This is a genomic window from Asanoa hainanensis (genome assembly GCF_900188485.1).
GTDB classification, from domain to species: Bacteria; Actinomycetota; Actinomycetes; order Mycobacteriales; family Micromonosporaceae; genus Asanoa; species Asanoa hainanensis.
The window spans coordinates 1-25,262 of the sequence record NZ_FZPH01000015.1; the positions used below are offsets into that span (position 1 = coordinate 1).

The 25,262-nt window shown below is 71.0% G+C and carries 26 protein-coding genes; 14 read left to right on the forward strand and 12 right to left on the reverse strand.

The window, feature by feature from the left end; translation table 11 throughout:
* Window positions 1-284 (reverse strand): transposase (locus CHC05_RS29995; protein ID WP_144022469.1); only part of this gene is annotated, 284 nt, incomplete at its 3' end.
* 146 nt (window positions 285-430) lie between these two features.
* Here CHC05_RS29995 and CHC05_RS30000 point away from each other — a divergent pair.
* The 6 genes from CHC05_RS30000 (at window position 431) to CHC05_RS30025 (ending at window position 5,265) form a co-directional block, all read left to right on the forward strand.
* On the forward strand, window positions 431-1,222 hold the full coding sequence (locus CHC05_RS30000) for a tetratricopeptide repeat protein (protein ID WP_245871291.1): 792 nt from the start codon (window positions 431-433) through the stop codon (window positions 1,220-1,222).
* The gene (locus CHC05_RS30005; RefSeq protein ID WP_089253979.1) at window positions 1,152-1,886 is read left to right on the forward strand and encodes an IclR family transcriptional regulator; all 735 of its coding nucleotides are present in this window, start codon (window positions 1,152-1,154) and stop codon (window positions 1,884-1,886) included. Before CHC05_RS30000 ends, CHC05_RS30005 begins: the two co-directional genes overlap by 71 nt.
* Before the next feature lie 92 nt (window positions 1,887-1,978).
* Entirely contained in the window at window positions 1,979-2,980 is a 1,002-nt protein-coding gene (locus CHC05_RS30010; RefSeq protein ID WP_089253980.1) for a thiamine pyrophosphate-dependent dehydrogenase E1 component subunit alpha, read from the forward strand.
* A complete protein-coding gene (locus CHC05_RS30015; protein WP_089253981.1) occupies window positions 2,977-3,999 on the forward strand; it encodes an alpha-ketoacid dehydrogenase subunit beta in 1,023 nt (340 codons plus the stop codon). Before CHC05_RS30010 ends, CHC05_RS30015 begins: the two co-directional genes overlap by 4 nt.
* A complete protein-coding gene (locus tag CHC05_RS30020) occupies window positions 3,996-4,256 on the forward strand; it encodes a biotin/lipoyl-containing protein (RefSeq protein ID WP_089253982.1) in 261 nt (86 codons plus the stop codon). The genes CHC05_RS30015 and CHC05_RS30020 overlap by 4 nt, the downstream gene beginning before the upstream one ends.
* 52 nt (window positions 4,257-4,308) lie before the next feature.
* Window positions 4,309-5,265 (forward strand): zinc metalloprotease, encoded by a 957-nt coding sequence (locus CHC05_RS30025; protein ID WP_089253983.1) that lies wholly within the window; start codon window positions 4,309-4,311, stop codon window positions 5,263-5,265.
* Window positions 5,266-5,313: 48 nt separating this feature from the next.
* Here CHC05_RS30025 and CHC05_RS30030 read toward each other — a convergent pair whose 3' ends face one another.
* On the reverse strand, window positions 5,314-5,922 hold the full coding sequence (locus tag CHC05_RS30030; protein ID WP_089253984.1) for a hypothetical protein: 609 nt from the start codon (window positions 5,920-5,922) through the stop codon (window positions 5,314-5,316).
* Between the two features lie 176 nt (window positions 5,923-6,098).
* On the opposite strand from CHC05_RS30030, the gene CHC05_RS30035 reads away from it, so the two are divergent.
* The 3 genes from CHC05_RS30035 to CHC05_RS30045 are packed head-to-tail and all read left to right on the forward strand — an operon-like array spanning window position 6,099 to window position 8,501.
* Window positions 6,099-7,061: an NAD-dependent epimerase/dehydratase family protein gene (locus tag CHC05_RS30035; RefSeq protein WP_089253985.1), complete on the forward strand. Its 963-nt coding sequence runs from the start codon at window positions 6,099-6,101 to the stop codon at window positions 7,059-7,061.
* Window positions 7,062-7,092: 31 nt separating this feature from the next.
* Window positions 7,093-7,413: a PadR family transcriptional regulator gene (locus CHC05_RS30040; RefSeq protein ID WP_089254182.1), complete on the forward strand. Its 321-nt coding sequence runs from the start codon at window positions 7,093-7,095 to the stop codon at window positions 7,411-7,413.
* Window positions 7,413-8,501 (forward strand): hypothetical protein, encoded by a 1,089-nt coding sequence (locus tag CHC05_RS30045; protein ID WP_089253986.1) that lies wholly within the window; start codon window positions 7,413-7,415, stop codon window positions 8,499-8,501. Before CHC05_RS30040 ends, CHC05_RS30045 begins: the two co-directional genes overlap by 1 nt.
* On the opposite strand, the gene CHC05_RS30050 is transcribed toward CHC05_RS30045, so the two are convergent.
* The 3 genes from CHC05_RS30050 to CHC05_RS30060 are packed head-to-tail and all read right to left on the reverse strand — an operon-like array spanning window position 8,440 to window position 12,133.
* Complete coding sequence (locus CHC05_RS30050) at window positions 8,440-9,783, reverse strand: FAD-binding oxidoreductase (protein ID WP_089253987.1); 1,344 nt, start codon at window positions 9,781-9,783, stop codon at window positions 8,440-8,442. The genes CHC05_RS30045 and CHC05_RS30050 overlap by 62 nt on opposite strands.
* A complete protein-coding gene (locus CHC05_RS30055) occupies window positions 9,783-10,697 on the reverse strand; it encodes an LLM class flavin-dependent oxidoreductase (protein ID WP_089253988.1) in 915 nt (304 codons plus the stop codon). The genes CHC05_RS30050 and CHC05_RS30055 overlap by 1 nt, the downstream gene beginning before the upstream one ends.
* Window positions 10,698-10,699: 2 nt before the next feature.
* Complete coding sequence (locus CHC05_RS30060) at window positions 10,700-12,133, reverse strand: MFS transporter (RefSeq protein WP_089253989.1); 1,434 nt, start codon at window positions 12,131-12,133, stop codon at window positions 10,700-10,702.
* A 64-nt stretch (window positions 12,134-12,197) separates the two neighbouring features.
* On the opposite strand from CHC05_RS30060, the gene CHC05_RS30065 reads away from it, so the two are divergent.
* Together CHC05_RS30065 and CHC05_RS30070 are read left to right on the forward strand one after the other, a co-directional pair.
* Window positions 12,198-12,755, forward strand: coding sequence for a TetR/AcrR family transcriptional regulator (locus CHC05_RS30065; protein WP_089253990.1), 558 nt, complete (start codon window positions 12,198-12,200; stop codon window positions 12,753-12,755).
* A 1,808-nt stretch (window positions 12,756-14,563) separates the two neighbouring features.
* Window positions 14,564-14,920 carry a hypothetical protein gene (locus CHC05_RS30070; RefSeq protein WP_218824716.1) on the forward strand — a complete coding sequence of 119 codons (357 nt, stop codon included), beginning with the start codon at window positions 14,564-14,566 and terminating at the stop codon, window positions 14,918-14,920.
* On the opposite strand, the gene CHC05_RS30075 is transcribed toward CHC05_RS30070, so the two are convergent.
* Window positions 14,917-15,690: a maleylpyruvate isomerase N-terminal domain-containing protein gene (locus CHC05_RS30075; RefSeq protein ID WP_089253992.1), complete on the reverse strand. Its 774-nt coding sequence runs from the start codon at window positions 15,688-15,690 to the stop codon at window positions 14,917-14,919. The two genes, CHC05_RS30070 and CHC05_RS30075, sit on opposite strands and share 4 nt — an antisense overlap.
* A gap of 112 nt (window positions 15,691-15,802) precedes the next feature.
* Between CHC05_RS30075 and CHC05_RS30080 the strand changes: the two genes are divergently transcribed.
* Complete coding sequence (locus CHC05_RS30080) at window positions 15,803-16,267, forward strand: DUF4395 domain-containing protein (protein ID WP_089253993.1); 465 nt, start codon at window positions 15,803-15,805, stop codon at window positions 16,265-16,267.
* On the opposite strand, the gene CHC05_RS30085 is transcribed toward CHC05_RS30080, so the two are convergent.
* The 4 genes from CHC05_RS30085 to CHC05_RS41740 form a co-directional block, all read right to left on the reverse strand.
* Complete coding sequence (locus tag CHC05_RS30085) at window positions 16,268-17,293, reverse strand: hypothetical protein (RefSeq protein ID WP_089253994.1); 1,026 nt, start codon at window positions 17,291-17,293, stop codon at window positions 16,268-16,270. It abuts the gene before it with no gap.
* A 132-nt stretch (window positions 17,294-17,425) separates the two neighbouring features.
* Window positions 17,426-18,067: an SIMPL domain-containing protein gene (locus CHC05_RS30090; protein ID WP_089253995.1), complete on the reverse strand. Its 642-nt coding sequence runs from the start codon at window positions 18,065-18,067 to the stop codon at window positions 17,426-17,428.
* 22 nt (window positions 18,068-18,089) lie between these two features.
* Window positions 18,090-18,857, reverse strand: coding sequence for a hypothetical protein (locus CHC05_RS30095; RefSeq protein WP_089253996.1), 768 nt, complete (start codon window positions 18,855-18,857; stop codon window positions 18,090-18,092).
* On the reverse strand, window positions 18,806-19,075 hold the full coding sequence (locus CHC05_RS41740) for a hypothetical protein (protein ID WP_218824717.1): 270 nt from the start codon (window positions 19,073-19,075) through the stop codon (window positions 18,806-18,808). The genes CHC05_RS30095 and CHC05_RS41740 overlap by 52 nt, the downstream gene beginning before the upstream one ends.
* Window positions 19,076-19,260: 185 nt before the next feature.
* Here CHC05_RS41740 and CHC05_RS30100 point away from each other — a divergent pair, with 185 nt between their 5' ends.
* Window positions 19,261-19,791, forward strand: a complete 531-nt coding sequence (locus CHC05_RS30100) for a LysR family transcriptional regulator substrate-binding protein (protein WP_218824718.1) — start codon at window positions 19,261-19,263, stop codon at window positions 19,789-19,791.
* Window positions 19,792-19,846: 55 nt separating this feature from the next.
* Complete coding sequence (locus CHC05_RS30105) at window positions 19,847-20,608, forward strand: helix-turn-helix domain-containing protein (protein WP_089254183.1); 762 nt, start codon at window positions 19,847-19,849, stop codon at window positions 20,606-20,608.
* On the opposite strand, the gene CHC05_RS30110 is transcribed toward CHC05_RS30105, so the two are convergent.
* Together CHC05_RS30110 and CHC05_RS30115 are read right to left on the reverse strand one after the other, a co-directional pair.
* Window positions 20,587-21,009, reverse strand: coding sequence for a hypothetical protein (locus CHC05_RS30110; RefSeq protein WP_089253997.1), 423 nt, complete (start codon window positions 21,007-21,009; stop codon window positions 20,587-20,589). The two genes, CHC05_RS30105 and CHC05_RS30110, sit on opposite strands and share 22 nt — an antisense overlap.
* A 110-nt stretch (window positions 21,010-21,119) precedes the next feature.
* A complete protein-coding gene (locus CHC05_RS30115; protein WP_089253998.1) occupies window positions 21,120-25,235 on the reverse strand; it encodes a carboxypeptidase regulatory-like domain-containing protein in 4,116 nt (1,371 codons plus the stop codon).
* Window positions 25,236-25,262 lie beyond the last annotated feature (27 nt).

Sequence of the window (25,262 nt, forward strand, 5' to 3'; positions counted from 1 at the left end):
CAGGCCGCATCATCCAACGCCTCGTTCATGCGTTCGGCGATCCTGCGGCGCACCGGCGTCACGTCCCACGGGCTGTTCGTGACGAAATGGTTCAACGCCTGCTCGTGTGGCCCGCGCAACCGGGCCGCCATCGGCTGGATCGACTTACGCCGACCATCGAGCATCAGGCCACGCAGATAATGCCCGGCCCGGTCCTGCCAACCCGCGTATCTCAGCGACGCGAACACATCCCCGACATACTCCGCCAGATCATCGCCGAGCCGTCGTACCTGCGCAGTGTCCATTCCTCGACGACACCAACATCAACCCGAACCCGTCACCATCAGCCACTCGAAGGGTGACAAAGCCCTACTAGTGCCCGGGGGTGAGCCCTGGCGACCAAGACGTTAAGGTTCGTCTTTCTCTTTCCTGACCTGACGGGGGCAGTGGCATGGAAGACCGGATCGAGCAGACCCGGAACCTCTACGACAGCTTCGTGTTCGGCGGCGACGCCGGCGCGCTCGGTGTGGCCGAGCAGCAGCTCGACGCCGTGCGGGCCGATCTCGCGCTGGCCCGCGGCCGGATCGTGCACGGCCGTTTCCTCGAGAACGGCGAGGTGGACCTGCGCGAGCTCGCCCTCTTCGAGCAGGCGCTGGTGCTGTTCCAGGCGATCGGTGACGTCCGCGGCGAGGCCGAGTCGCACTTCTGGATCGGCATCTACCACCAGGTGGTCGAGGGCAACGACGTCGCCGCGGTGCCCGCGTTCGAGCGGGCGCACGCGCTCGCCAAGCAGATCGAAGACCGGCGGACCATGTCGTACGCGCTGCGGCACCTGGGCGTCGCCGAGCACGCCGCCGGCCGGCTGGACACCGCGCGCGAGCACCTCGAGGCGTCCGTCGAGCTGCGCAAGGAGCTCGGCCACCTGCCGGGCGTGGCCGCGAACCTGGTGGGGCTGGCCTACATCGCCGCCGGGCAGGGGCGGCACGACGACGCCCGCGCGATCATCGACGAGGCCCGCGCCATCGCCGAGGCCAGCGAGGCCCACGGCACCTGCGGTCCATCGAGGAAGCCCACGCGGCCATCGGGGTCTAAGCACGCGATCCGCGAGAACGGACATCGCCCGTACCGCCGGATCCGTGATGGTCTTGTGCCACGCGGAAGGCGGTGCGGAGATGGCCCAACCGACCCTGATCAACTCCGTGCGGCGGGCGCTCAACCTGGTCGACGCGGTCGGTGCCAGTGATCGACCCGTCCCGGCCAAGGTCCTCGCGCGGATCACCGACCAGCACCTGTCCACGACCTACCACCTGCTGCGGACCCTCGTGCACGAGCGCTACCTGCGCCGCGAGGGCGACGGCTACGTGCTCGGCGACCGGATCATGGCGCTCGGCCAGCCCACGAGCCGCAACCTCGCGATCGCCAAGGTCCGCCCGTTGCTCCAGGCCCTGCGCGACGAGCTGCGGGCCGCGGCCTACCTGTCGCTCTACGTCGACGGCGAGATCCGGGTCGTCGACATCGCCGACGGGCCGGACACGCCCCGGGTCGACCTGTGGGTCGGGTTCCACGACGCCGGGCACGCCTGCGCGCTCGGCAAGGCCGTGCTCGGCGGCCTCGGCGAGGACGAGCGCGCCGACTACCTGTCTCGGCACGACCTGCCGGACCTCACCCGGCACACGATCACGGACCGCGCCAGCCTGCTGCGCGAGATCGGCGCGGGCGGCCCGCTCGCCGTCGACCGGCAGGAATATTCGGTGGGTACGGCGTGCGTCGCGGCCGCGTTCGCCGCGCCGGAGGTGGTCGGCGCGGTGGCCGTGTCGGTGCCGGCACACCGGCTCGCTCAGGTCATCGGCCGCGGCGACGCCCTCGCCCGCACCGCCCGGCTGGCCTCCCTCGCGATCACCGGCTGACCGGCGTACCACCATCTGAAATCCAGCGGTTGGCCCGCGAACCCGCTCCGTCCGAGGCTGCCTGAAAGGCAAGCCGACGAAGGAGGGTCAGCATGACCGCACCACCGGACGACGGGACCCGCGTCGAGCTGTACCGCACGATGGTGCTGGCGCGCACCTTCGAGGAGGCGATGCTGCGCGAGTACCACGCGGACAAGGGCCCCGGGTTCGACATCGGCAAGGGCCTCGTACCCGGTGAGATGCACCTGGCCGCCGGGCAGGAGCCCGTCGCCGCCGGGGTGTGCGCGCACCTGACCACCGACGACGCGGTCACGGCCACGCACCGGCCGCACCACTTCGCGATCGCGCACGGCATCGACCTGCGCCGGATGGCCGCCGAGATCTTCGGTCGGGAGACCGGCCTCGGACGGGGGCGCGGCGGCCACATGCACCTGTTCGACCCGGCCACGCACTTCTCCTGTTCCGGGATCATCGCCGAGGGCTACCCGCCGGCGCTGGGGCAGGCGTTCGCGTTCCAGCGCAAGGGCACCGACCGGGTCGCGGTCGCGGTGACCGGTGAGGGCGCCGCGAACCAGGGAGCGTTCCACGAGTCGCTGAACCTGGCCGCGCTGTGGCGGCTGCCGGTCGTGTTCGTGGTGGAGGACAACGACTGGGGCATCTCGGTGCCCCGCGCATCGTCGACCTGTGTGCCGTCCAACGCGGTAAGGGCGGCCGGCTACGACATGCCCGGTGAGCGGATCGAGGACAACGCGGTCGAGGCCGTGTACGCGGCGGCGGGCAGAGCGGTCGCCCGGGCCCGGGCCGGCGACGGGCCGAGCCTGATCGAGGTGCACACGCTGCGGCTGTGGGGCCACTTCGAGGGGGACGCGCAGGCGTACCGCAAGGACATCGAGGACGTGCCGGGCCGCGACCCGCTGCCCACCTACGAGCGGACGCTAAGGGAGGCGGGGCTGCTGGACGAGGCGGGCGCGGCCGCGGTCAAGGCCGAGGCCGTCGAGAAGGTCGAGGACGCCGTGCGGTTCGCCAAGGAGAGCCCCGCACCAGACCCCGCAGAGGCGGGCAGGTACGTGTTCGCGGACGGAGGCCCGGCATGACCGCCACGGCAAGCAGGCACCGCCTCACCACCGCCAAGGCGATGGTCGACGGCATCGCGGCCGAGATGGAACGCGACGAGTCGGTGATCGTGCTGGGCGAGGACGTCGGCGCGTACGGCGGCATCTTCAGCTCCTCGACCGGCCTGCTCGACCGGTTCGGCGCCACCCGCGTCATCGACACCCCGATCTCCGAGACGGCGTTCATCGGCCTGGGCATCGGCGCCGCGGTCGAGGGGCTGCGGCCGATCGTCGAGCTGATGTTCGTCGACTTCTTCGGCGTCTGCATGGACCAGATCTACAACCACATGGCGAAGATCTCGTACGAGTCCGGCGGCAACGTCAAGGTGCCGATGGTGCTGACCACCGCGGTCGGCGGCGGCTACAGCGACGGCGCGCAGCACTCGCAGTGCCTGTGGGGCACGTTCGCGCACCTGCCGGGCATGAAGGTCGTGGTGCCCAGCAACCCGTACGACGCCAAGGGTCTGATGATTTCCGCCATCCGTGACGACAGCCCGGTCGTCTACATGTTCCACAAGGGAGTGCTGGGGCTGCCGTGGATGGCGAAGAACCCGCGCTCGGTCGACGAGGTGCCCGACGAGCCGTTCACCGTGCCGATCGGCAAGGCCCGCGTGGCCCGGGCAGGCTCCGACGTCACGGTGGTGACGGTGTCGCTGTCGGTGCACCACGCGCTCGACGTGGCCGACCGCCTGGCCACCGAGGGCGTCGACGTCGAGGTGCTCGACCTGCGCAGCCTGGTGCCGCTGGACCGCGAGGCGATCCTCACCTCGGTGGCGAAGACGGGCCGGCTCGTGGTCGTCGACGAGGACTACCTGTCGTACGGCCTGTCGGGCGAGGTCGTCGCCACCGTCACCGACGTCGACCCGGGGTTGCTGCGCGCCAAGGTCGCCCGCGTCGCCGTGCCGGACGTGCCGATCCCGTACGCGCACGCGCTGGAGTACGCGGTGCTGCCTCGGCCAGAGCGGATCGAGGCGGCGATCCGGGCCGTGGTGGGCGCATGACCCAGGTGCCGTTCCCCGCGCTGTCGCGGAAGGACCCGACAGCGCGGGGCGTGGTGGCGACCTGGTTCGTCCGCGACGGCGAGCGGGTCGAGGCCGAACAGGTGCTGGCCGAGGTGCAGGTCGACAAGGTCACCGTCGAGGTGCCGGCCCCGACCGCCGGCGTGGTGACGCTGCTGGTCGAGGAAGGCGCAGAGGCCGCCCAGGGCGACGTCATCGCCACGATCTCACGTAACGACGCGCGTCCATACGGCGCTTAACCCGGAAAGGTGGGCCAGCCGCCCACCCCGGACGAAGCTGCCGAGGTGACGCATGCACGTCAACATCACACGAAGAGCGACCCGGGCCGCGACGGGCCTGCTCCTGCTCGTGGGCGCGGGGTTCGCCGCCGCGCCCGCCGCCGGCGTGGTCGCGCAAGCGCCCGCCGGTTGCGTGGCGGAGGCCACGCACGCCGACGCCAAGGCCCGGCCCGGCCGGCCCGGCCATCAGGACCCAAACGCGCTCACCGACACCCAGGTGCGCCAGCGCGAGGGCGACCTGGCCGCGGTGCTCGCCGACCGGCGCCGGCCACCCGGCGCGACGGCGTTGGCCGCCGTCACCATCCCGGTGGTCGTGCACGTCGTCGCGCGGGACACCACCCGGGCCGGCGGCTACCTGCCGGACTCGATGATCCAGCAGCAGATCGCCGTCCTGAACGACTCGTACGACGGCGGCGCCGTCGGTGGCGCGGCGACCCCGTTCGCGTTCCAGCTCCAGTCGACCACCCGGACCGTACGACCGGACTGGTATCCGATCGTGTACGGCTCCCGCGCCGAGCGGGAGATGAAGGCGGCGCTGCGGGTCGGTGGCAAGGACACGCTCAACATCTACACCGGCGAGCTCAGCGACGACCTGCTCGGCTGGGCCACGTTCCCGCAGCGCAAACTGCAGAGCTCCGACGGCGTCGTCGTGCTCGGCGAGTCGCTGCCGGGTGGCACGGCCGGCATCTACGCCCTGGGCGACACCGCCACCCACGAGGTCGGCCACTGGCTGAACCTCTACCACACCTTCCAGGGTGGCTGCAGCAAGTCGGGCGACCAGGTCGCCGACACCCCGGCCGAGGCCGAGCCGGCGTTCAACTGCCCGACCGGCCGCGACACCTGCTCCGCCGCCGGGCTCGACCCGATCACCAACTTCATGGACTACACCCAGGACTCCTGCATGTACGCGTTCACGCCGGGCCAGGCCGCCCGGATGGTCGACGCCTGGTCCGCCTACCGGGCCCCGTAGGGCGCGTCCGCACCCGGGCCGCCGCGCTGTTCGGCGCCGCGGCCCGGGTCAACGGCTGGGTGGCCAGTCCGACGGTGGCGGGTTGCCGTGTCGGTTCGCCCAGACCGGTTCGGGCGTCGGCTCCGGTCCGCCGGACCGGGTCCGGGTGAGCTCGAGGCCGTCGATGCCGACCGGGCGGTCGTCGAGCAGGATCGGCGGGGCTTCGTCCTGCTCTGGGACCGCGGCGTCAGGCGCGGGCCACCGCCGCCAGCGGTCGCGGCTGACGACGGCGACGAGCAGCAGTGCACCGAGCACCAGCGTCGTGCCGGTGCGCGGTGGGGTGGTGAGGTCGAGGCTGTGGCCGGCCATGGAGAAGCTCTTCGGCAACACGTCCCACACCTTGTCGGGATCGACGAGCAGGGCCAGGTAGCTGCCGGCGTACGCGGTCCCGGCGAGCGTGGCGCCGAGCGGCGAGAACCGCAACGTGGCGATGAGCCCAAGCAGGAGCCCGGCCGCGGCCAGACCGACGGTCGGCCCGACGAAATCGCCCTTGGCCAACCGGCCTGCGCCTTCTTGGCCGGCGAACGCCTGCACGGATCTGTCCTGGCCGTAGGCGAGCAGGAGCCAGGAAAGCGGGCTGATGACCGCGGCCGCGATCAAGGTCCAGACGTGTCGCATGAACCGCAACGTAACCGGACAGACGCCCAGCGACCGAAGCTCGGACGACCCACCGAGGTCGGTTTCCGCGGCTGGTGCGGGAACCCCGATCCGGGCGTGACGCGAACGCCGCCACCAGCGCTCACGTTGTTGTCGGCCAGCACTGCGATCGCCGCGGCGCCGCATAGTCTGACGCCATGAGAGTCGTCGTCATCGGTGGCAGCGGGCACATCGGCACGTTCCTGGTTCCCCGGCTGGTCCGCGCCGGTCACGACGTGGTGAGCGTCAGCCGCGGACAGCACGCCGGCTATGTGCGGGACGACGCCTGGCGGCAGGTGCGTCAGGTGACCGCGGACCGCGCTTCGGCCACCTTCCCCGCCGAGGTGGCCGACCTCGCACCCGACGCCGTCGTCGACCTCGTCTGCTTCGACCTGGAATCCGCGACCGCCCTCGTTTCCCGCCTGCGGGGCGTCGTCGGGCACCTGCTCCACTGTGGATCCATCTGGCGCAGCGGCCCGAGCGCGAAGGTGCCGGTCACCGAGGACACCGGGACACCACCGATCGGCGCGTACGGCATCGCGAAGGACGCCATCGCACGGATGCTGAAGGAGGAGACGCGCTCCGGTGGTCTGGTCACGACGTCGCTGCATCCGGGTCACATCGTCGGCCCCGGCTGGCACCCGATCGGTCCGCTCGGCAACCTCGACCCGACCGTGTGGCACCGCCTCTCGGCCGGGCAGCCGCTGGAGATTCCGGGGATCGGCGCGGAGCTCATGCACCACGTCCACGCCGACGACGTGGCGCAGGCCTTCGAGGCCGCCCTCGCGCATCGTGACGCCGCTGCGGGCGAGGACTTCAGCGTCGTGGCGCCCTCGGCGTTGAACGTGCGCGGCTACGCCCAGATCGCGGCGTCGTGGTTCGGCTTGACCGCCGACCTGCGGCCGGTGACGTGGGAGCAGTTCCGCGCCAGAGCGGGCGAGGAGGCCGCCCAGCTCAGTTGGGAGCATCTCGTCCGCGACCACTACTTCAGCATCGAGAAGGCCCGCACGCTGCTGGGCTATACGCCGCGCTACGAGCCGGAGGACGCGATCCTGGAGTCGGTGCGCTGGCTCGTCGACCACGGGCAACTGAAGGTCGCCAATCCGTTGACTATAGATTGATCATTTATCTATCGTGTACGCCGTGGCGGCGATGCGCGAACCGACCTTCCTCATCCTGACGGCACTGGCCGACGGACCCCGGCACGGCTACGGCATCGTGCAGGAGGTCCGGGTGCTCTCCGGCGGGCGGACCAGCCTGCTGACCGGCACCCTCTACACGGCACTCGACCGGCTCACCGCGGAAGGGCTGATCGAGCCCGACCGCGAGGAGGAGGTCGACGGGCGGACGCGGCGCTACTACCGGCTCAGGAGCGCGGGCCTCGCCGCCCTGACCGCCGAGACCGCCCGGCTGCGCCAGCTCGCCACGGCCGCCGAGACCCGGCTCCGTGCCGTCCGCCCGGAGACCGCGTGATGACCGGCCCGCTCGCCCGCCGCTACCGCCGGCTGCTGTTCGCCTACCCCCGCGCGTACCGCCGGGCCCGGGGCGACGAGCTCGTCGGGGCGCTGCTCGACGCGGCCGCTCCCGGCCTTCGCCGGCCGAGCGCCCGCGAGGCCGCCAACCTGGTCCGGCACGGCCTGCGGGCCCGCCTGGGCCGGCCGGCCAGCCGCACCGTCGTCACGTGGGCCGTGCTCGCGGCGGTCATCAGCGGCCTGTTCGCCGCCGCGTTCGCCGCGCGCGCCGGATGGCAGACCGCCCGTCCCCTTCCCCGTGCCGCCGAGGCGCGGGCCATGCTCGCGGAGATCCTGCCCGAGCAGGAGTTCGCCGACCTCGAGGACGCGCCCGCGCTGTTCATCATCTACGGCTCCCCGCTGAGCCTGCGCTCGACCCGTGACCTGCTGCTCGGCGACGGCGGCGAGTACGCGCAGGCGGGCGTCGCGGGCTCGGCCCCACTTCCGCCGATGACGGATCCGGCGGTGATCGTCGACCAGGCCCGGCAGAACCTGCGCGCGCACGGCTGGACCGTCTACCGGCCCATCTTCCACGAGGTGTACGGCTGCGCCGGCCCACCCTGCGACCCGACCACGATCCCCCGGAGCACCACCATCGTGGCGGGGCGCGGAGACACGACCTTCACGCTGGAGGTCACCCCCACCGACTCGTACAACCCGGGACGGATCTCGGGCGGTTTCCAACGGGCGACGCCCGCCGCCGTCTACCCGTTGGCGGTCGCCGGTGGCCTCGCGGGCGCGGTGGTCGCATTCCTCCTGTTCGGCTGGGCCAGCCGCCGCACGCAGGGACGCCACCCGGCCCGGGCGGTGGTGAAGACGCTGCTGGGCATCGCCCTGTTCCTCTGGTGGGCGCCGGCGCTGCTCGCTCTCCCGACGATGGCGTGGCACACGATCGACGAGCCGCACCCGTCCTGGCACCCGATGTGGGAGTGGCTCGGCCAGCCGGTCTTCTCGCTGTTCTTCCTGCTGGGTTGCGGCGCGGCGCTGCTCAGCCTCGCGCTGGCCGCCCTGCCGAGCCGCGACCGCGAACCGCTGCCGGCGCACACGTGATCGGTCGGATCAGGCCCCGGGGATCCATGCGCTGCCAGGTCGCGCTCACTCGCTGACCCGTTTGCCCGGGGTACGCGCGGCGGAAGCTGTCCGCGTCGCCCCGGGACTCGAATCCGGGGTAGGCGCCGTCCGCGAGTGCCGCGACCGGTCCCCAGGCGTCGGCCAGAGCCGCGTCCCGGTGGCTGCCGAACACCACGCCCGCGACCAGGAACTGGTGGGACCGGTGGTGGAAGGCCGTGGCATCCGGATCGACGTCCCGCACCGCGCCGTCCAGTGACCGGAACTGGATCAGGGGCCGATGCCGGCTTCGCGCGGCCCGCGCCAACGCCCGGGCCGCGTCCTCGTCGAGCTCGCGCAGCGCCGCGCTGGTCGCCGTCGCGGCCTGCTGACCGACGTTCGCGTGCTGGTGTGCGGGCGAGACCAGGGCGTCGTACGGGACGACCTGCGTCTGCGCGTGCACCGGTCCGGCGGCCAGGAGCGGGGCCAGGGCGTCCCGGATCACGTCCTCGTGGGACGAGGCGACGACGGCGGTGACACTGAGGACGAGGTTGTCGCCCTGCATCATCAGGTTCGCCATGGCCGACAGCTCGCGCGGCGACCGGGACAGGGCCGCCGCCCACGCCGCCAGGGTCTGGCCGTGGGGCTCTACCAGGTACGTGAGGCCAGCGACTCCCACCCCTGTGAGCGGCATCGCCTCGATCTCGTACGCGGTGATGACGCCGATCCCGGCCCCGGCCCCGCGCAGGGCCCAGAAGAGGTCGCCCTCCGTCGTGTCGGTGACGCGCAGCCGCCGGCCGTCGACAGTGATCAGCTCGGCGGCGCGGACGTGGTCGATGGTCAGGCCGTAGCCGCGGGCGAGCCAGCCGACGCCCCCACCGGTGGCGGACCCGCCGACGCCGACGTTGCCGTGGTCGCCGGAGCTGATGACGAGGCCTTCGGTGGCCAGCCGCTCGGCGACCGTGCCCCAGCGGGCTCCGGGGCCGATCCGGACGAGGTGCCGGTCCCGGTCGACGACCTCGATCTGGTCGAGCTGGGACAGGTCGATCACCAGGCCACCGTCGTTGGTGGATCGCCCCGACAGACCGTGCCCGCCACTGCGGATCGAGAGCGGCAGCGAGGTGTCGGCCACGGCCGCCAGCGCGTCGGCGATGTCCTGGTCGCCGCGCGGGAACAGGACACCGGCCGGCCGTGCCTTGGTGGTGTAGGTGCTGCTCACCCGCGCGTACGCGGGATCGTCGGGCTCGATCAGAAACCGCTCGAGATGGTCGGGCAGGCGAAGCATCACGACCTCGCTTTCCTGATGGCGGCCCGGGCGGCGGGGATGACCTCGGTGCCGAACAGCGAGATCTGCTCCACGTTCTCGGGGTGCGGCACGAAGTTGACGGTGTCGAACCGCTCCTCGGTGACGAACTCGGCGATGATCCGCCCCCAGATCTCGGGCGTGGTCAGGATCGGCTGTGCGCCTGGGCCGGTCCGGGGTCGATCGGTCGTGCTTCGCCGGGCCGTCACCGATCCCACGAGTTGAATGACGCGGCTCACGTCGGTGGGTTCGCGGCCGGCCGCCACGGCGGCGCGGTCGATGCGCTCCTGGGCCACCGGTTTGGACTCGAACGGCGTGCCCAGCGGCGCGATCCAGCCGTCGGCCCGCCGGCCGACCAGGTCGAGCATCCGCGGGCCGACCGCGCCGAGCCAGATGCCGACGTTGTGCGCCGGCGCGGGTCCGGTCTGCGCGTCGAGGTGGAAGACCTTGCCGTCCAGGTGCGCCGTCCGCTGGTCTGTCCACATCGCACGGAGAATGAGGATCGCCTCCTCGACCGCCGTCACCGTCTGGCCGGGAGACCAGGTCGGGCCGCCGAGTCCGGCGATCTGTGGCCAGTTGCGGCCGCCACCGAGGCCGAGCTCGAACCTGCCGCCCGAGAGCAGGTCGAGGCTCGCCGCCGTCTTCGCCAGCATCGCCGGCGGGCGCAGTGCCAGGTTGGCGACGTCCGTCATCACCCGGATGCGCCGGTTCTCGCTCAACAGGGACGCCGCCAACGAGAAGGTGTCGAGGAACTGGGCCACGTACGGATGGTCCTGAATCGTCACGTAGTCGAAGCCGGTCGCGTCGGCGGCCGCCACGTTCGCGCGTACCCGATCGATCGCACCGGCGTCGGGGGCGACGAAGACGCCGAAGCGTACGCCATGATCATTCCGCATTTTCAGAGCTCCACCGGGCTGAGCTCGGGCAGGACCTCGGGCTCCGGAGCCTTCGCGAGCTTCTTCGCGGCCGGCACCGCCATGGCCAGGAAGAAGGCGGCCGCTTCGGCGACGGCGGTGATCGTGAACGACAGCGTGAAACCGCGATCCGCCGGCAGCCCGCTGGGCAGGGTGTGTGCCGCGACCACGGAGCTGACGACCGCCGTACCGATGGAGGCTCCGATCGTGCGGATGTTGGTGTTCATGCCGCTCGCGACGCTGGTCTGGCTCTTCGGCACGTTCTGCACGATCAGGTTGATCATCGGCGAGTAGATCAGGCCCAGGCCGACGCCGAAGATGCCTCCGAACACGGCGATCTTCCACTCGGCGTCGTGCTGGAACGCGATCGCCAGGCTCATCAGCGTGGTCAGGCCGGCACCCGTGATCAACTGTGCCTTCGCGGGGACCCAGCGGGTGAGCGGTCCGCTCAGCGAGCCGACGATCGCCATCATGCCCATCATCGGCAGCATCAGCAGGCCGGCCCTGGTCACGCTGGCGCCGAAGCCGTACCCGGACGAGGTCGGCACCTGCATGAGCTGCGGCAGGAAGGCGAAGATCCCGAACATCCCGGCACCGAAGATCAGGGCGACCGCGTTCGTGGTCCAGACCGCGGGCAGCCGCATCATCCGCATGTCGATCAGGGGGCTGGACGAGCGGACCTCGCTGACCACCCACGCGACGAACAGCACCACCGCGAGGGCGAACAGGCCCAGGGTCCTCCCCGAACTCCAGCCCCACTCGCTGCCGTCGGTCAGCGGCAGCAGCAGGGCGACCAGCCAGCCGGAGAGCAGGATCGCGGCCAGCCAGTTGATCTTTCCGGGGTGCCGCGTCTTCGAGGCCGGCACGAGCCGCCAGGCCAGGATCCCGATGACGACCGTGGCGATCATCGGGAACCAGAACAGGAAGCGCCAGTTCAGTGCGCTGACGATCGGGCCGGCCAGCACGATGCCCGTGCCGCTCGCGGCCGCGATGACCGCGGCCATGATGCCGACGGCGGAGTGCAGCTTCTCCTGCGGGTACTCGTCGCGGAGGATGCCGAAGGAGACCGGGAACACGGCAGCGCCGACGCCTTGCAGGACGCGACCCACGATGAGAATCCCGATATTCGGGGCGATAGCCGCCAGAAGACAGCCCACGGCGATCGCCGCGAGGGCCACCAGCACCGTGCGGTCCTTGCCTATCGCGTCGCCGATGCGACCCAGGATGGGGGTGGACACCGAGGAGGCGAGGAGCCAGGCCGTGAGCACCCAGGTCACCGTGGTCGAGGTCGTGTGCAGGTCGTGCGCGATGGTGGGCAGCACCGGGGTCACCAACGACTGCGTCAGCGCGAAGACCACCACCGCCGCCGCGAGCACGCTGAAGATGACCCTCGGCGAAGCCTGATAAAGTCGAGACACGCCTCCACATTAGTGGAGACAAGTCTCCGGTCTGCAAGCCCGAGAGTGAGTGAGGAGGATCTCCATGGCCGAGGTCCGCGATGCCGCCCGGCGCCCCCTCCGCGCCGACGCCCGGCGCAACTACGACGCCCTGCTGGCCGCGGCCGCCGAGGCCTTCGGCGAGAAGGGCACCGGGGCGTCCCTGGACGACATCGCGAAACGAGCGGGCGTCGGCCCGGGCACGCTCTACCGCAACTTCCCGACGCGCGAGGCCTTGTTCCAGGCGGTCTACACGGAGGAGGTCAACCAGCTACGGGAGATCGCCGTGACCACGGTGGGCCTACCCCCGTGGGAGGCGCTGGTGACCTGGCTGGACCGCTTCGTGGACTACATCGTGCCGAAGCGGGCGGTCCTGGAGGCGTTGAGCCAGGAATCGGAGATGTTCCGGGCCTGCCGCATCTCCATGCACGAGGCGGGAGAGCCGTTGCTGGCCGCCGCACAGAAGGCCGAAGAGGTCCGCCCCGACGTGACCTTCGACGACCTGCTGCGGATGGTGTCGGGCCTGACCTCGACGACATACGTGGATAGCGCACAACGCCGCAAGGTGCTGGCGCTGGCTTTGGACGGCCTCAGAACGCGTTGAACTCGTCCTGCCGCGACAATTCTTTAATGCTATCGGAAATGGGATGACGCAACGCTGCTGCTCGCCCGAATCAGGCACTGGGAATACGCCCGGCTGGCTCGCCTCGGTGTCGGCCACCAGCAGCTCCGCCGCTTCGATCCCGCGTGGGATCGCCTGAAACGCAACATGATTGCCCGCGCCAAGCCCGCGCGAAGTTTCCCACCCTTCGCGCTTATTTGGCATGATCGAATCAGGATTTCTGCTGACGATTGCCGCACAATTAATGCATGCGGCAGCTTCAGTTCTTCACTACGGCGGAGCTGGCCGTCATGCGCGATCGCACCGCTTCCCGCAGTTATTCGCCCGCAGCTGACGAATTCCGCCGCGAACATGAGCGCCGCCGTTCCTGGGGCCTGATTCGGCGTCACGCGGAACGGCGGCGCCGGTCGGCTAATGGCCACCAAGGCGCTCCGGCACGCGCTAATCCTCCGCAAAACCAGGTCTCCCCCGCATCCGCGGCATCAGCCTGGTTAACGGCGCAGGCATCAGCCTCGGTTTCGCCTCAGTCCCCGCGCCCGCACCGCTCCCGGCCCGGCATCCGCATCGACCCACCGCCGCCGCTCCCCCGACCGCAGCCCCAACCACGCCCCGACACCAGCCTCAAGTCCGGCGCGGCCCCGCGCCCGCGCCCGCACCGCGGCATCACCTCGGCGTCGGTGCCGACCCCAACGCCGTCCCGGCACCAGGCTCGGCTCCGACCGCAGTCCAAACCACGCTCCGACATCAGCCTCGCGCCCGGCGCAGCCCCCGCGCCCGCACCCGCGCCAGCGCCGGCATCACCTCGGCATCGGTGCCGACCCACCGCGAGCGCCAGCCCCGACCGCAGCCCGACCACGCCCCGACATCAGCCTCACGCCCGGCGCGGCCTCCGCCCCGACATCACCTCGGCGTTGGTGCCGACTCCAAACGCCCCCGGCACCAGCCTCGGCTCTGACCGCAGCCCCGACTACGGCCCACATCGGCCTCGGTCCCGACGCGGCCCCGCACCCGCGCCGCGCCAAGCACCGCCACCCCGGCCAGCCCTGGCTCCGACCCCAGCCCAACCACACCCCGACATCAGGCTCGCGTCCGGCGCAGCCCCCGCCTGGCATCACCTCGGCGTCGGTGCCCACCCCAACGCCACCCGACACCAGCCACGGCTCCGACCACCGCCCAACCACACCCCGACATCAGCCACGCGTCCGGCGCAGGCCCGCACCAACGCCCGCCCCGGCGTCACCCTCGGCTCCGACCGCCGCCCACATCTGCCCCACACCCGGGCCACGCCAGGCACCGCCACCCCGGCCAGCCCCGGCTCCGACCCAGCCCAACCACACCCCGACGTCAGCCACGCGTCCGGCGCAGGCCCGCACCAACGCCCGCCCCGGCGTCACCCTCGGCTCCGACCGCCGCCGCGACCACCGCCCACATCGGCCTCGATCCCGGCGCAGCCCCACACCCGCGCCACGCCAAGCCACCGCCACGCCGGCCAGCCCGGCTCCGACCGCAGCCCAACCACACCCCCGACATCAGCCACGCGTCTGGCGCGGCCTCCGCCCCGGCATCACCTCGGCATTGGTGCCAACCCCAACGCCAGCCACGGCTCCGACCGCAGCCCCCACCACGCCCTCGACATCAGCTTTGCGTCCGGCGCGGGCCTGCACCGCGCCCGCCCGGCGTCACCATCGGCACATCGGCGCAGCCGCCCCGACCACAGCGCGATGTCCGCCCCGCTATCGGAATCGACCCCACCGACACCCGGCACCGGCCGTTCATCGATCATGGACCTCGTGGAGGACCAGCAGGCGGCACGGTCGGACGAGGGTGCGGCGAAGGTGATCACGCTCTGCGGCTCGACCAGGTTCGCGGCCGAGTTTGCCGAGGTCAATCAGCGGCTCACGCTGGAAGGTTGCGTCGTGATCAGCTTGGGGATGTTCGGCCTTCCCGAGTTGCCCGACTACGACTGGACGGTCGACCCCGCGGACCTGAAGGGGCGGCTCGGTCGCGTGCATTTCCAGAAGATTCGCATGGCCGACGAGGTGTTCATCGTGGATCCGGGCGGCTACGTGGGTGAGTCGACCCGGCGGGAGATCGCGTACGCGGAGTCGCTCGGCAAGCCGGTCCGGTACCTGAGTCGCGAAGCCTAGGCGTACGGGTCCCAGTCGGCGAGTCGCTCCATCGGCTCCGTGTCGCCGGTGGTCTCCAGGACGTCCAGCGGAACGCGCGCGTAGAAGTAGAGGACCAGGTCGCTCGCCGCGCCTCGTATCGCCAGGTTGCCTGGCTCCGCGTCGGCGGCGAGGTCCGCGCAGCGGACGCCGTCCGCGTCGAGGGTCAGGCGCCAGGAGCCGCCCTCGGTCGCGTGCAGGTCGATGGTCGCCGGCTTGAACGGCCACGGGACCGTCGTCGCCGACACCGTCGTCAGGAACTCGTCGACGCCCTCTACCGCGACGTCCGCCGGCAGCGGCTGCGCCGCTCCTTCGGTGAGCTGGGCGTCGTACGTGTGGACGGCGAGCTCCTGGATCTGGTGCCGGGCCACGGCTCCGCTGGTCTGTGGCGCCTGCGAGTCGCCCCACCAGGTCCAGCAGCCGCGGGCCGGGCCGGCCGCGCGCATCGCGTCGAGCATGAGCTCGGTCGACTCGGCCAGCCAGGCGTCCAGAGCCGCACGGTCGCGGGGCGCGGTCGGGGCGCCCTTCGGGTCCGTTTTCGGCGGCGGCTGTGCGCCCGGGCCTGCCGCGACGATGGCGGCCTGCCGGCGGCGGCCGTCGCCGAGATGCTGTGCCAACTCGCGCAACGTCCACTCCGGACAGCTCGGGACCGGCGCGTCGAGGTCGGGGGCGGACGCGACCACCGCGCGGAACGCCGCCGAGCGGTCTTCGATCAGCCGCAGGACCTCGGGGAACTCCAAGACTCTTCGCACGCCGGTTGTGTATCACGGCGTTCCGGCCACGGCGTAGCGAATTTTGTCGGACGGGCCGGTTACTCTGACCTCGATCGGACTAGCGCTGGCAGCTCACCCTCGGGAGAACCATATGCGCAAGACCAGGATCAGCGCGTGCCCACTCCGCTCCCATCTCGATCCGCGCCTGCTGCGGTTCAGCGCCGGCGCCACCGCGAGCGTGCTCGCCGTCGTACTCCTCGTTGTCGATGCCCTTCGGCCATTGGGTCTCTTCCTGCTCGCCTCCCAGGTCGCCGTGTTCGCCTTCACCGCGTTCGTGAGCTTTCAGTGGTCGCTGTGGGCGCAGATCTTCGCCCGTGTCGTCTGGCCCCGGATCGGCGCACCGGCCGAGTTGGAGGATGCTCGGCCACCGAGATTCGCCCAACTCATCGGCTTCGTGGTGACCACCCTGGCGTTCGTCGCCTTCGCGTTCGGCATCGATGTCGCCGGCTACAGCCTCACCGCTCTCGCCTTCGCCGTGACAGCCCTCAACGCGGCCACCGGGCTGTGTTTGGGCTGCAAGGCCTACCAACTGGTCCGCCGACCGAGACCGGCCTAGCTAGGCCCCAGGCTCCAGCCAGCCCAGCCGGCGTTGCGCGGCGACGAACATGCTCGCGCCGCTCAGGCTGCGGGCCGGTTTCGGGGTGGTGAACCGTTTGGCGGCCCAACCGCCGAAGCTCAGGACCGCGACCGACACGCCGATGCCTGGCAGGGCGCCGACCACCGCGAGACCGATCCCGCCGAGCGCGCCGGCGCTCATGCAGCCGAACTCGAACCGCGATCCCCATCTGCTCTTGTCCACCTGCTTGGCGATGGCGATCTCGTGCGCCCACAGTTCCCGCAGCCGCTGCCGCGCCACGGCGATGGACGCCGCGTCGAGGGCGGCCCGAACCCGGTCCGGATCGTCGCTGCGCAACGGTGTGATGAAATCGCGGAACCAGGTGAAGTACGCGCGTCGCGCCGCGCGGAAGTCTTCGGAGAGCGAGAGGTCGACGGCGGCCCGCAGCTTGTCCATCCTGTTGCCGTCCTTCGGCGGCAACATCAGCGGTCGCGGAACCTGGATCAACGCCTCCATGGCCGGGACGCGCTCCGCGGTCGGCTTGGTCTCCTGTCGCCAGGCTTTCTCGGTCCGGTAGGCCGCGACCGCCTCGACGACGTCGGGCAGCTCGCCTGGTTTCGCCGTCCCCGCACGAATACCGAGCGCGGTCGCGTGGTACGGATCGCCGCTCGCCTGCGCGGCGATGTCAGCGTTGGATTTGATCAGTTGCCACGTGTACGGGTTCCACATCGAACGCTGAGCCAGCCGCGCGCCGTTGTAGCCGCTCTCCTCTTCGGTGCCCAGAACGCCGAGGATCTGATCGAGCCGCCCGGGATTCCAGGACACCCTGGGGTGGCTGGGATCGGGACGCCGCCACCGCAGCCACTCCCCCGGCGTGTGCGGATCCGGGTACGGAATGACGAGCCGGTCGAACACGAGCAGTTCGCGAAGAAACGCCTCGGGCTTGACGTGATCGCGGACCGAGAACGTCCCCCACACCGGCGCTTCCACGGTGCCTGCCGTCCCGAGTGGTGCCGCGGCGTCCACAGTCGAACGCTACGCCCCACCGACGCCGAAGAACAGCGTCACGAGCATCAGCCTCTCCGGACCTTGGCCACCTTCTTGATGGTGAAACGCACGCTGTCGAACTTCTCGGGCCACCGTCGCAGGAGAACGAGGTCAGTCGCGGGCCACCGCGTAGCCGACGATCACGGCCGCGGACACGACGATGTGGCCCGGCGCGAGATCCTGGGCGCTGGTGGCCGCTGCCTCGGCGTGGCCGCCGAAGCGGGACGCCCCCTGCTGTTCCGGGTCGACGTCCTCCACATGCACGACCGCGCCGACACGCACGCCGGCCGCCTCCGCGTACAGGTCGGCCTTGGCGCGGGCGGCGGCCACCGCCTTGCGGCGGGCCTCGGCGCGCAGCTCGGGTTTGGCGATGACGTCGAAGTGGACGCCCTCGATCTCGTTGGCGCCGGCCGCCACCACGTCGACCAGCAGCGCCTCGACGTCGTCCAGCGCACCCGACTCGACCGCGAACGCGGCCTCGCACTGATAGCCGACGAACCTGCGTCCACCGTTCGCGTACTCGGTCGCGGTCCGGAGGTCCAGGCGGGAACCCTCGACCGCCGCGTCACCGACCCCGTGTTGCCGCAACGCACCGCGCACGGCTCGTACGGCCGCGCGGGCCGCCTCGAACGCGGCGGCCGGAGCCTGCTCCACGCGCACGATCTTGAACCGGACCCGCACCAGATCCGGCACAGCCTTGACGCTTGCCGCGCCGAGCGCGCTGATCCCCCACGGCCGCTCGATCATCTGCATGACTGCCGATCCAAACAGATCGTCAACGACTCTGTTGCCCCAGCGACTGGGACGGGTCGCTGGCTTCGACGGCGCTTAGCTGGGCGGCGATGGCCTGTTGTTCGTCCGACAGGCCATCCGGCTGGTCGAGCCACCAGCCGGGTCCCCAGCGCATGACCTTGCCGTAGAGCGTCAGGACGAGGCCGGCTTCGAAGTCCGGTGCGGGACGGCGCACCGCTCGCACCAACGGATCCTCGTTCCGTCGCCACTCGTAGCGGCCCGCGCCGGCCACGTACTCGCCGGGTCCGTGGTCTTCGAAGCAGTCGAAGAACAGCCAGCCGGGCCCGTTCGAAGAACCGGCATAGCAGAGCACCCGTCTCCCGATGACGAGGCTGGGCGACCCGTAACAGGCCTCGACCTCGCCGCGGCGCACCTCCCGGCCGTCGAATCGCCGCTGGAGGCCGGCATTGAGGTCGTGCCACTCGTCCGCGTCGAGCACCCGTTCCACCTGAAGGTAACCCAGGCGGTGGAACTGTTCCGCGAAGACCGAGGCGACCTCGTCCACACAGTTCCGTTCCTCGCCGAACATCGCGATGAAAGGTCCGGCCACGCCGAGCTTCCCGTACGAACGAAGCACCCTCTCGACGGCGGCCTGGTCGGCCTCGCGCTCGTCAAGGAAACACAGATCCCCGAGAAGCCCCCGGGCCATCCAGTCGAACGCCTGCCCGGTGCTGGCCCACATCCCGGGCCTGGTGATCATCAGCGGCAGGCGGTCCAGCCAGCGCTGCCGAATGTCTGCCGCCGATCGCATCGGCCCACGCTACCCGGGCGCCGCCAGGTGCGTGATCGCCACTTGTAGTAGAACTCGGCGGCCTCGTCGTACCGTGGCGGTTTCTTGACGCTCAGCGGTTTTCCGTGCTTGGTCAGGGACGTGGCCATCTTCAGCTTCTTGCCGTCGCGCTCGGTCAGCTCGACGGTGATGGAGGTGACCCAACCGTCGGCGTCGGTCGTGGCCGTGAACGGCGACATGGGCATGCCGATCGAGATCACGGCCGGTGCGCCGATGGGCGAGACGGTCGCCCGGTTCGCGCGGGCGCACGACGAACGGCTCGCCGAGTTCCTGGCCGACTTCGCCGGCGCGGCGGAGCGCCGACCCGTGGTCCTCGCCGCGGGCCAGGGCGCCTACCTCTACCTTCGGCGACGCGATCCGGTCCGTGCTGGCCGAGGAACCGACCCGGGTACGGCTGGTCACCTGCGACCACCGGCAGATGCTCGCCGCCATCCGCACCGGAAGGGCCCATCTCGGTGTGGGGGTGCTCGACGTGCTGCCCGACGACCTGACCACGCTCGAGCTGGCGACCTTCCCGCAGGTGCTGCTCGTGCCGGACGACCACCGACTCGCCCGGCGCCGATCGTTGGCGCTGTCCGACCTGGCCGGAGCGAGCCCGGTGGTCCCGCCCCGGCACCGGCCGCACCGGGCGCTGCTGGAACAGGCCCTGCGGGCCGCCGACGTGACCTGGTCGGTAGCCGTCGAGGCCGAAGGCTGGCCACTGACCACACATTTCGTGGCCCTCGGCGTGGGGCTGGCGGTCGTCAACGGCCGCGTGCCACCCCCGCCCGGGTTCGTCGGCCGACCGGTCACCGACCTGCCGGCCGTCACCTATCACCCGGTCCACCAACCGGCCGCCGGGTCCGACGCGCGGGTCGCCGGTCAGCTGGAACGCATCCGGCGCTCCAACGGCTGAGAACAATTCCCCGAAGGGAATGGCCGAGGGCCCGGAGCCGCGTTACAACGGAAACGTGGACTTCCCTCGTGCGCTGCGCGAACGCCGCACCCGATCGCGGCTGAGCCAGCTCGAGCTGGCAACCAGGGCCGGCACGACCCAGCGGCACCTCAGCTTCGTCGAGTCGGGCCGCTCCGTCCCCGGCCGGAACATGGTCATCCGCCTGGCCGAGTCGCTCGAACTGCCGCTGCGGGACCGCAACGAGTTGCTGGTTTCCGCCGGATTCGCGCCCGCGTACGCGGAAAGCCCGCTCGACGGCCCGGTCCTGGCGCCGGTGCGCACCGCGATCGACCACATCCTGCGCGGCTATCAGCCCTATCCGGCGTTAGTGGTCGACGGGCGCGGCGACCTGATCGCCGCGAACGAAGCGCTCGGGTTGATCACGGAGGGTGCCGCCGCCGAGCTGGTCGGGCCCGGCCGGAACGTCTACCGGCTCGCGCTGCACCCGGCGGGCATGGCGCCCCGGATCCGCAACCTCGCCGAGTGGGCGCGGCACATCCTGGCCCGCCTCGGCCACCTGCCGGAGCTGCGCGACGAGCTCGCCGGCTATGTCCCCGACCTCGAGCCGTCGGCCGGCCAGCTCGGTTTCGCGGTGCCGCTCGACCTGCTGTCCGCGCGCGGCGAGCTGCACCTGATGACGACCGTGACGACCTTCGCCACGGCCGTCGACGTGACGCTCGCCGAGCTGAAGCTGGAGGCGTTCCTGCCGGTCGACCCGGCGACCGCCGCGATCCTCCAGGCGGCCGCCGAGGCCGGTCAGGCCCCCGGGAACATGTAGTCGGCCGTGATCCGGTCGTCGTCGTCGAGCACCAGCACCTCCAGGCCGCCACCGGCCACCTCGCCGGTCTCGACGGAAACCGTCTCCCAACCGAACTTCACCACCTCGTTCAGGCGTACGGCGTCAGCGCGCGACCGGAACGTGAACCCCTCCTTCGCCACGAACCGCTCGTAGCTACGCGCCACCCGAACCTCGATGGCGTCGTACCCCCGTGCCTCCAAGGTGCTGTGATCGAAGCCGACCGCCGCGGCGGCAGCGCGGATCTCGACCGGCGGCTGCAGGACGTGCCTGCCGTCCGGCGCCCAGAGCCCCTCGATAGCGGCCCGCCGCCGCGCGGCGTCGGGCTCCGTCCACTGCGCGATATAACGGTCGGCCAGGTCCTGCGGGTTGACGTAAACCATGAGACCCATCCTGCGAGCGGTGCGGAAAGCAGACAATTCCCCGCGAGGAATGGGAAGGGCCCGACCTCCCTTCGGAGGCCGGGCCCTTCGTCTCGGAGCTGTCGATCAGGTTATGGCAGTCGGGTCAAGGCGAAGTCGTACACGGTCGTCTGGCCGTTGATGATCTGCGCCTTTCTGGTCTGGGGCACGTAGCCGTTGGCGGCCACGGTCAGTTGGACCGGAGCGTTCGAAGCGGCCATCCAATACGCGTACTTGCCGTCCGCGTCCGTGATCAGCGTCGCGTCGTAGGCGAGGCCGTCGAGGTGCACGACGGCTCCCTGCAGCGGCGCCCCCGCACCCGTGACCGTGCCCGTGATCTTGCCCCAGCCGGCCGGACGCTTGACGTTCAGCGTGGCCGCGACGGTGGGCTCGGCGTACGGCGTGTCGGCGCGGAGGTTGATCGTGGCACCGTAGGTGCCGGGCTGGTCGACGTTCGCCGTGATCAAGGACTTCACCTGGACGCTGGCGCCCGGCTGGAGGGTCAGCGTCGGCGGCTGCACGTCGAGCCACCCGACACCACCGCCGCCGGTGGACGCACCGGAGACGTTCATCACCAGGTGCATGCCGGCGAAGTTGATGTCCGCCGTGTCCGTCGGCTCGCTGAGGCTGCACGCGGTCGACGCGATGTAGCTGGGCGCCGTCTGGCCTTCGTCGTTGGAGCCGATGAAGAACCAGCCGCCGGCCGGCACGTCGACCTCGACCACGAGGGTGCCGCCCGCCGGGACGGATCCCTCGACCGGGACCGTGACGATGGTGCCGTCCGAGTCCGCGGCGGCCGTGAAGGCCGTGGTGCCGATCCGCGTCATGTTCGCGTAGCGGAGGTCACCCTCGAGCGAGTACAGGTTGACCGAGAGCGGCTGGGCCGAGGTGTTCGTCTCGACACCGAACTGCACCTGCGAGACGTCGAACGACCCGGTGATGCCGAAGTCGCTCAGCTTGAACGTCCGCAGGTACTTGTTGTCCTGCGTCTGGAGACCGTTGTTGCAGGACGCCGAGTTGCCGGTCATGATCGTCTGCGACGCCGAGTGGGTGATGGTCTGGTCCGCGAGCGGGAGAGCTGCCGCCTTCGGAGTGATCGACGCACCCAGCTTGGCGCCCGACCTCGACAGCTTCGCCTTGGACGTGCCGAGCGAGCTACCCGTGGGCTTCGCGGACCGGGCGACGGTCGCCTGGCCCTCGACGCCCTTGATGACCGCGGTGCCGGCAGCCGTCGAGCCCAGTGGCACGAACGACCCGCCGCTGGCGCCGACGTTGACCTCGACCGGGGCCGAGCCCGTGTTCGACACCTGGAAGGTCCGGGTGACCGACTCGCCCATTCCGAGCGTCGCCGTGATCGACTCCTTGTTGACCACGAGCCGGCCGGCGTTGAGCTGCAGGCTGCGCGTGATTGCCTGACCCTCCACCGTCAGGTTCGCCACCCGCGTCGCGCTCTCGTAGTCGTCGGCCTCGATCAGGAGGTCGTAGGTACCGAGAAGCAAGCTCAGCGAGTACGCGCCGTCGGCGCCCGTGGTCGCGACGCGCACGGCACCGTCCGCCCGGTTGGTGGCGGTGACCGTGGCGCCCTGGATCGGCTCCTTGGTGTTGAAGTCGCGGATCACTCCGCTGACGGTGCCGAGGGCCGGCGGGTCGTAGGTGATCGTCAGACCCGGGTGGGTCGCGACGGTGTTGGCCGAGTACTGCAGCGCGACCGTGCCGGCCTCGTTCTCGATGCCGATCGTGGCCGAGTTGCCCTTGGTGCGGTCGTCCGTGGCCCCCGGGCCGTAGCCCGTGATGATGGTGCCGTTGGACACGAGCGTCGCCGAGAACGAGAGGCGGGTGCCGCTCGAGTTGAGCGGGAACACGTCACGCCACTCGATCGTGAACGCGTCCTTGCCGCCCACCGTGGTCGCACCGGTGTACAGGCCCGACTGCGAGTCCATCACGAGGTCGTCCCAGAAGGGGTAGACCGCCGCGTTGGGCGCGGCCGTGGTGGGCAGGGCGGTGTTGTTGTAGAGCGTGTTCGCGGCAAGGAAGTTCAGGAACCCGTTGCTCGACACGTACGCCTTGTCGTACTTCCCGTAGTAGTGCTGGAAGTTGAACGGCAGGTTCACCGTCACGCTCTCGTCGTCACCGGACAGCGGTGCCTTGGTGGTTCCCTTCAGGTACGTGCCCTCGGAGACCGCGCAGGTGTAGCCGAACGCGTCCACCTTGGGCGCGAGCGCGACCGGCACAGTCTCGTCACCGTCGACGACGACCTCACGGGAGAACGGGGCGTTGCAGCTTCCCGCCGTGGCCGTGAGCTGGTACGTGCCTTCCGGGACCGACGGGAACGCGAACGTGCCGTCGGCACCCGTCGTGACGGGCTCGATCTGCGGTGCGATCGTGACGGTCGCGCCACCGACCGGCGCGCCGCCGGCCGTGACGGTGCCCGACACCCGGTGCGCCGGCGCGGCGTCGAGCGTCAGGTTGACCGTGGTGGTCGTGTCCTGCGTGATGGTCGCGGTCGCCGACTCGGTCAGGTAGCCGAACGCGGAGGCCGAGACGGCGTAGTCGCCCACGGGCAGACTGGCGGAGTAGGTGCCGTCCGCGCCCGTGACGACGGTGCGGTCCGAGTCGTCGCCGTCGGCCACGACCCGGACACCCGCGATCGGAGCACCCGCGGTGTCCGTCACGGTGCCCGCGAGAGTGCCGACGCCGGTGGTCGGCGCGGCTTCCACCAGCGCCGCGGCGTCGAGCTTGCCCTCGCCCCAGACGTTGTTGTCGGTCGCGGTGCCACCGCAGCTCGTGTCCGAGGTGTCCACCGCGGTCCGGTCGAGCAACGCCGCGGTGCCGTCGATGTCGCGGTGCATCGCCGGCGAGGCACTCCACAGCAGCGCGACGGCGCCCGCCAGGTGCGGCGTGGCCATCGACGTGCCCGAGAGGTTGCCGTAGCCGCCGGGGACCGACGAGCGCACGTTCACGCCCGGGGCCGCGATGTTCGGCTTGAGCTCGTTGTCCCGCCCCGGACCACGGGACGAGAAGCTCGCGATGTTGCCGTTGATGTCGTACGCGCCGGTCGCGTACGTGTGGGTGAACTCCCCGGGGAAGCGCGCGGTCGAGCAGCCCGGGCCCTCGTTGCCGGCCGCCCAGGCGCCGAAGATGCCCGAGGCGTTCCATGCCTGGGTCTCGGCGCTCATCCAGTCCTGGGGCAGGTCGACGCCCGGCGGGATGCCCCAGGAGTTGTTGATGATGTCGGGGCGCATCGCCGGGTCCGCGTCGGTACCGTCCATGCGGGTCGGTGCGAGAAACCACTGCGCGTCGGCGAGGTAGTCGTCGAACGAGCATCCCTCGTTGTCGATGCAGTTCGCGGCGATCCACTTCGCGCCCGGCGCGACGCCGATCTGGTTGGCCCCGTCCTGGCCCACCATCGTGCCCGTGGTGTGCGTGCCGTGCTCGCCGGAGCTGGGGCACGGGTTCCCGCCACAGGTGTCGGGGATGTCGAACCAGTTGTAGTCGTTGCTGAGCGTGCCGTCCGGGTTCGTGCCGCGGTACTTCGACCGCAGCGCCGGGTGCGTCACGTCGACGCCGGTGTCGAAGCTCGCGACGGTGATGCCCTCGCCCGTGACCCCGGTGTCCCAGACCTCCGGGGCGTTGATCGCGGCGACCCCCCACTCCACGGCGGCCGTCACCTTGGCACCGGCCGGCTTGGAGGACACCGGCTTGGTCTCCGCCATGTTGAACTGCTGGTGCACGCCGGCGACGGTGCTGAACGCCGCGACGTTCTGCGCCAGGTCGAGCGTGCCGTCCTCGACGTAGATCGAGTTGTTGATCCAGAAGCTCTCGTAGTCGGCGCCAGCGGCGGTGAGCCGGGAGATCACGTCGGCCTGCGACTGCTTCGCGGTGGCGCGCAGCGCGTCGTACACGTACTTCCCGCGCTGGTCGCTGTCAGCGATCTTGTAGGCCGGCGCGAGGTCCGCCTTCGCGGCGAACTTGATCCAGAAGTCCGCGCTCTTGTTCGCTTTGAGCTGCTTCGTGGCTTCGGCGGTGATCTTCGCCGACGCCTGCGGCCCGGTCGCGGCGCCGCCTCCGTCCGGCGCCGCGCCGATCGTCGTCTGTGCGGTGGCCGGCCCGGCAGCGGCGACCAGCATGGCGAGTGTGGTCGTCGCGATGGTGAGCGCCGACCGCATCTTTCCTCGAGCCACTCTGGGTGGCCCCTCGTACCTGGACATGCAGGGTCCTTTCTCGAAATCGCGACA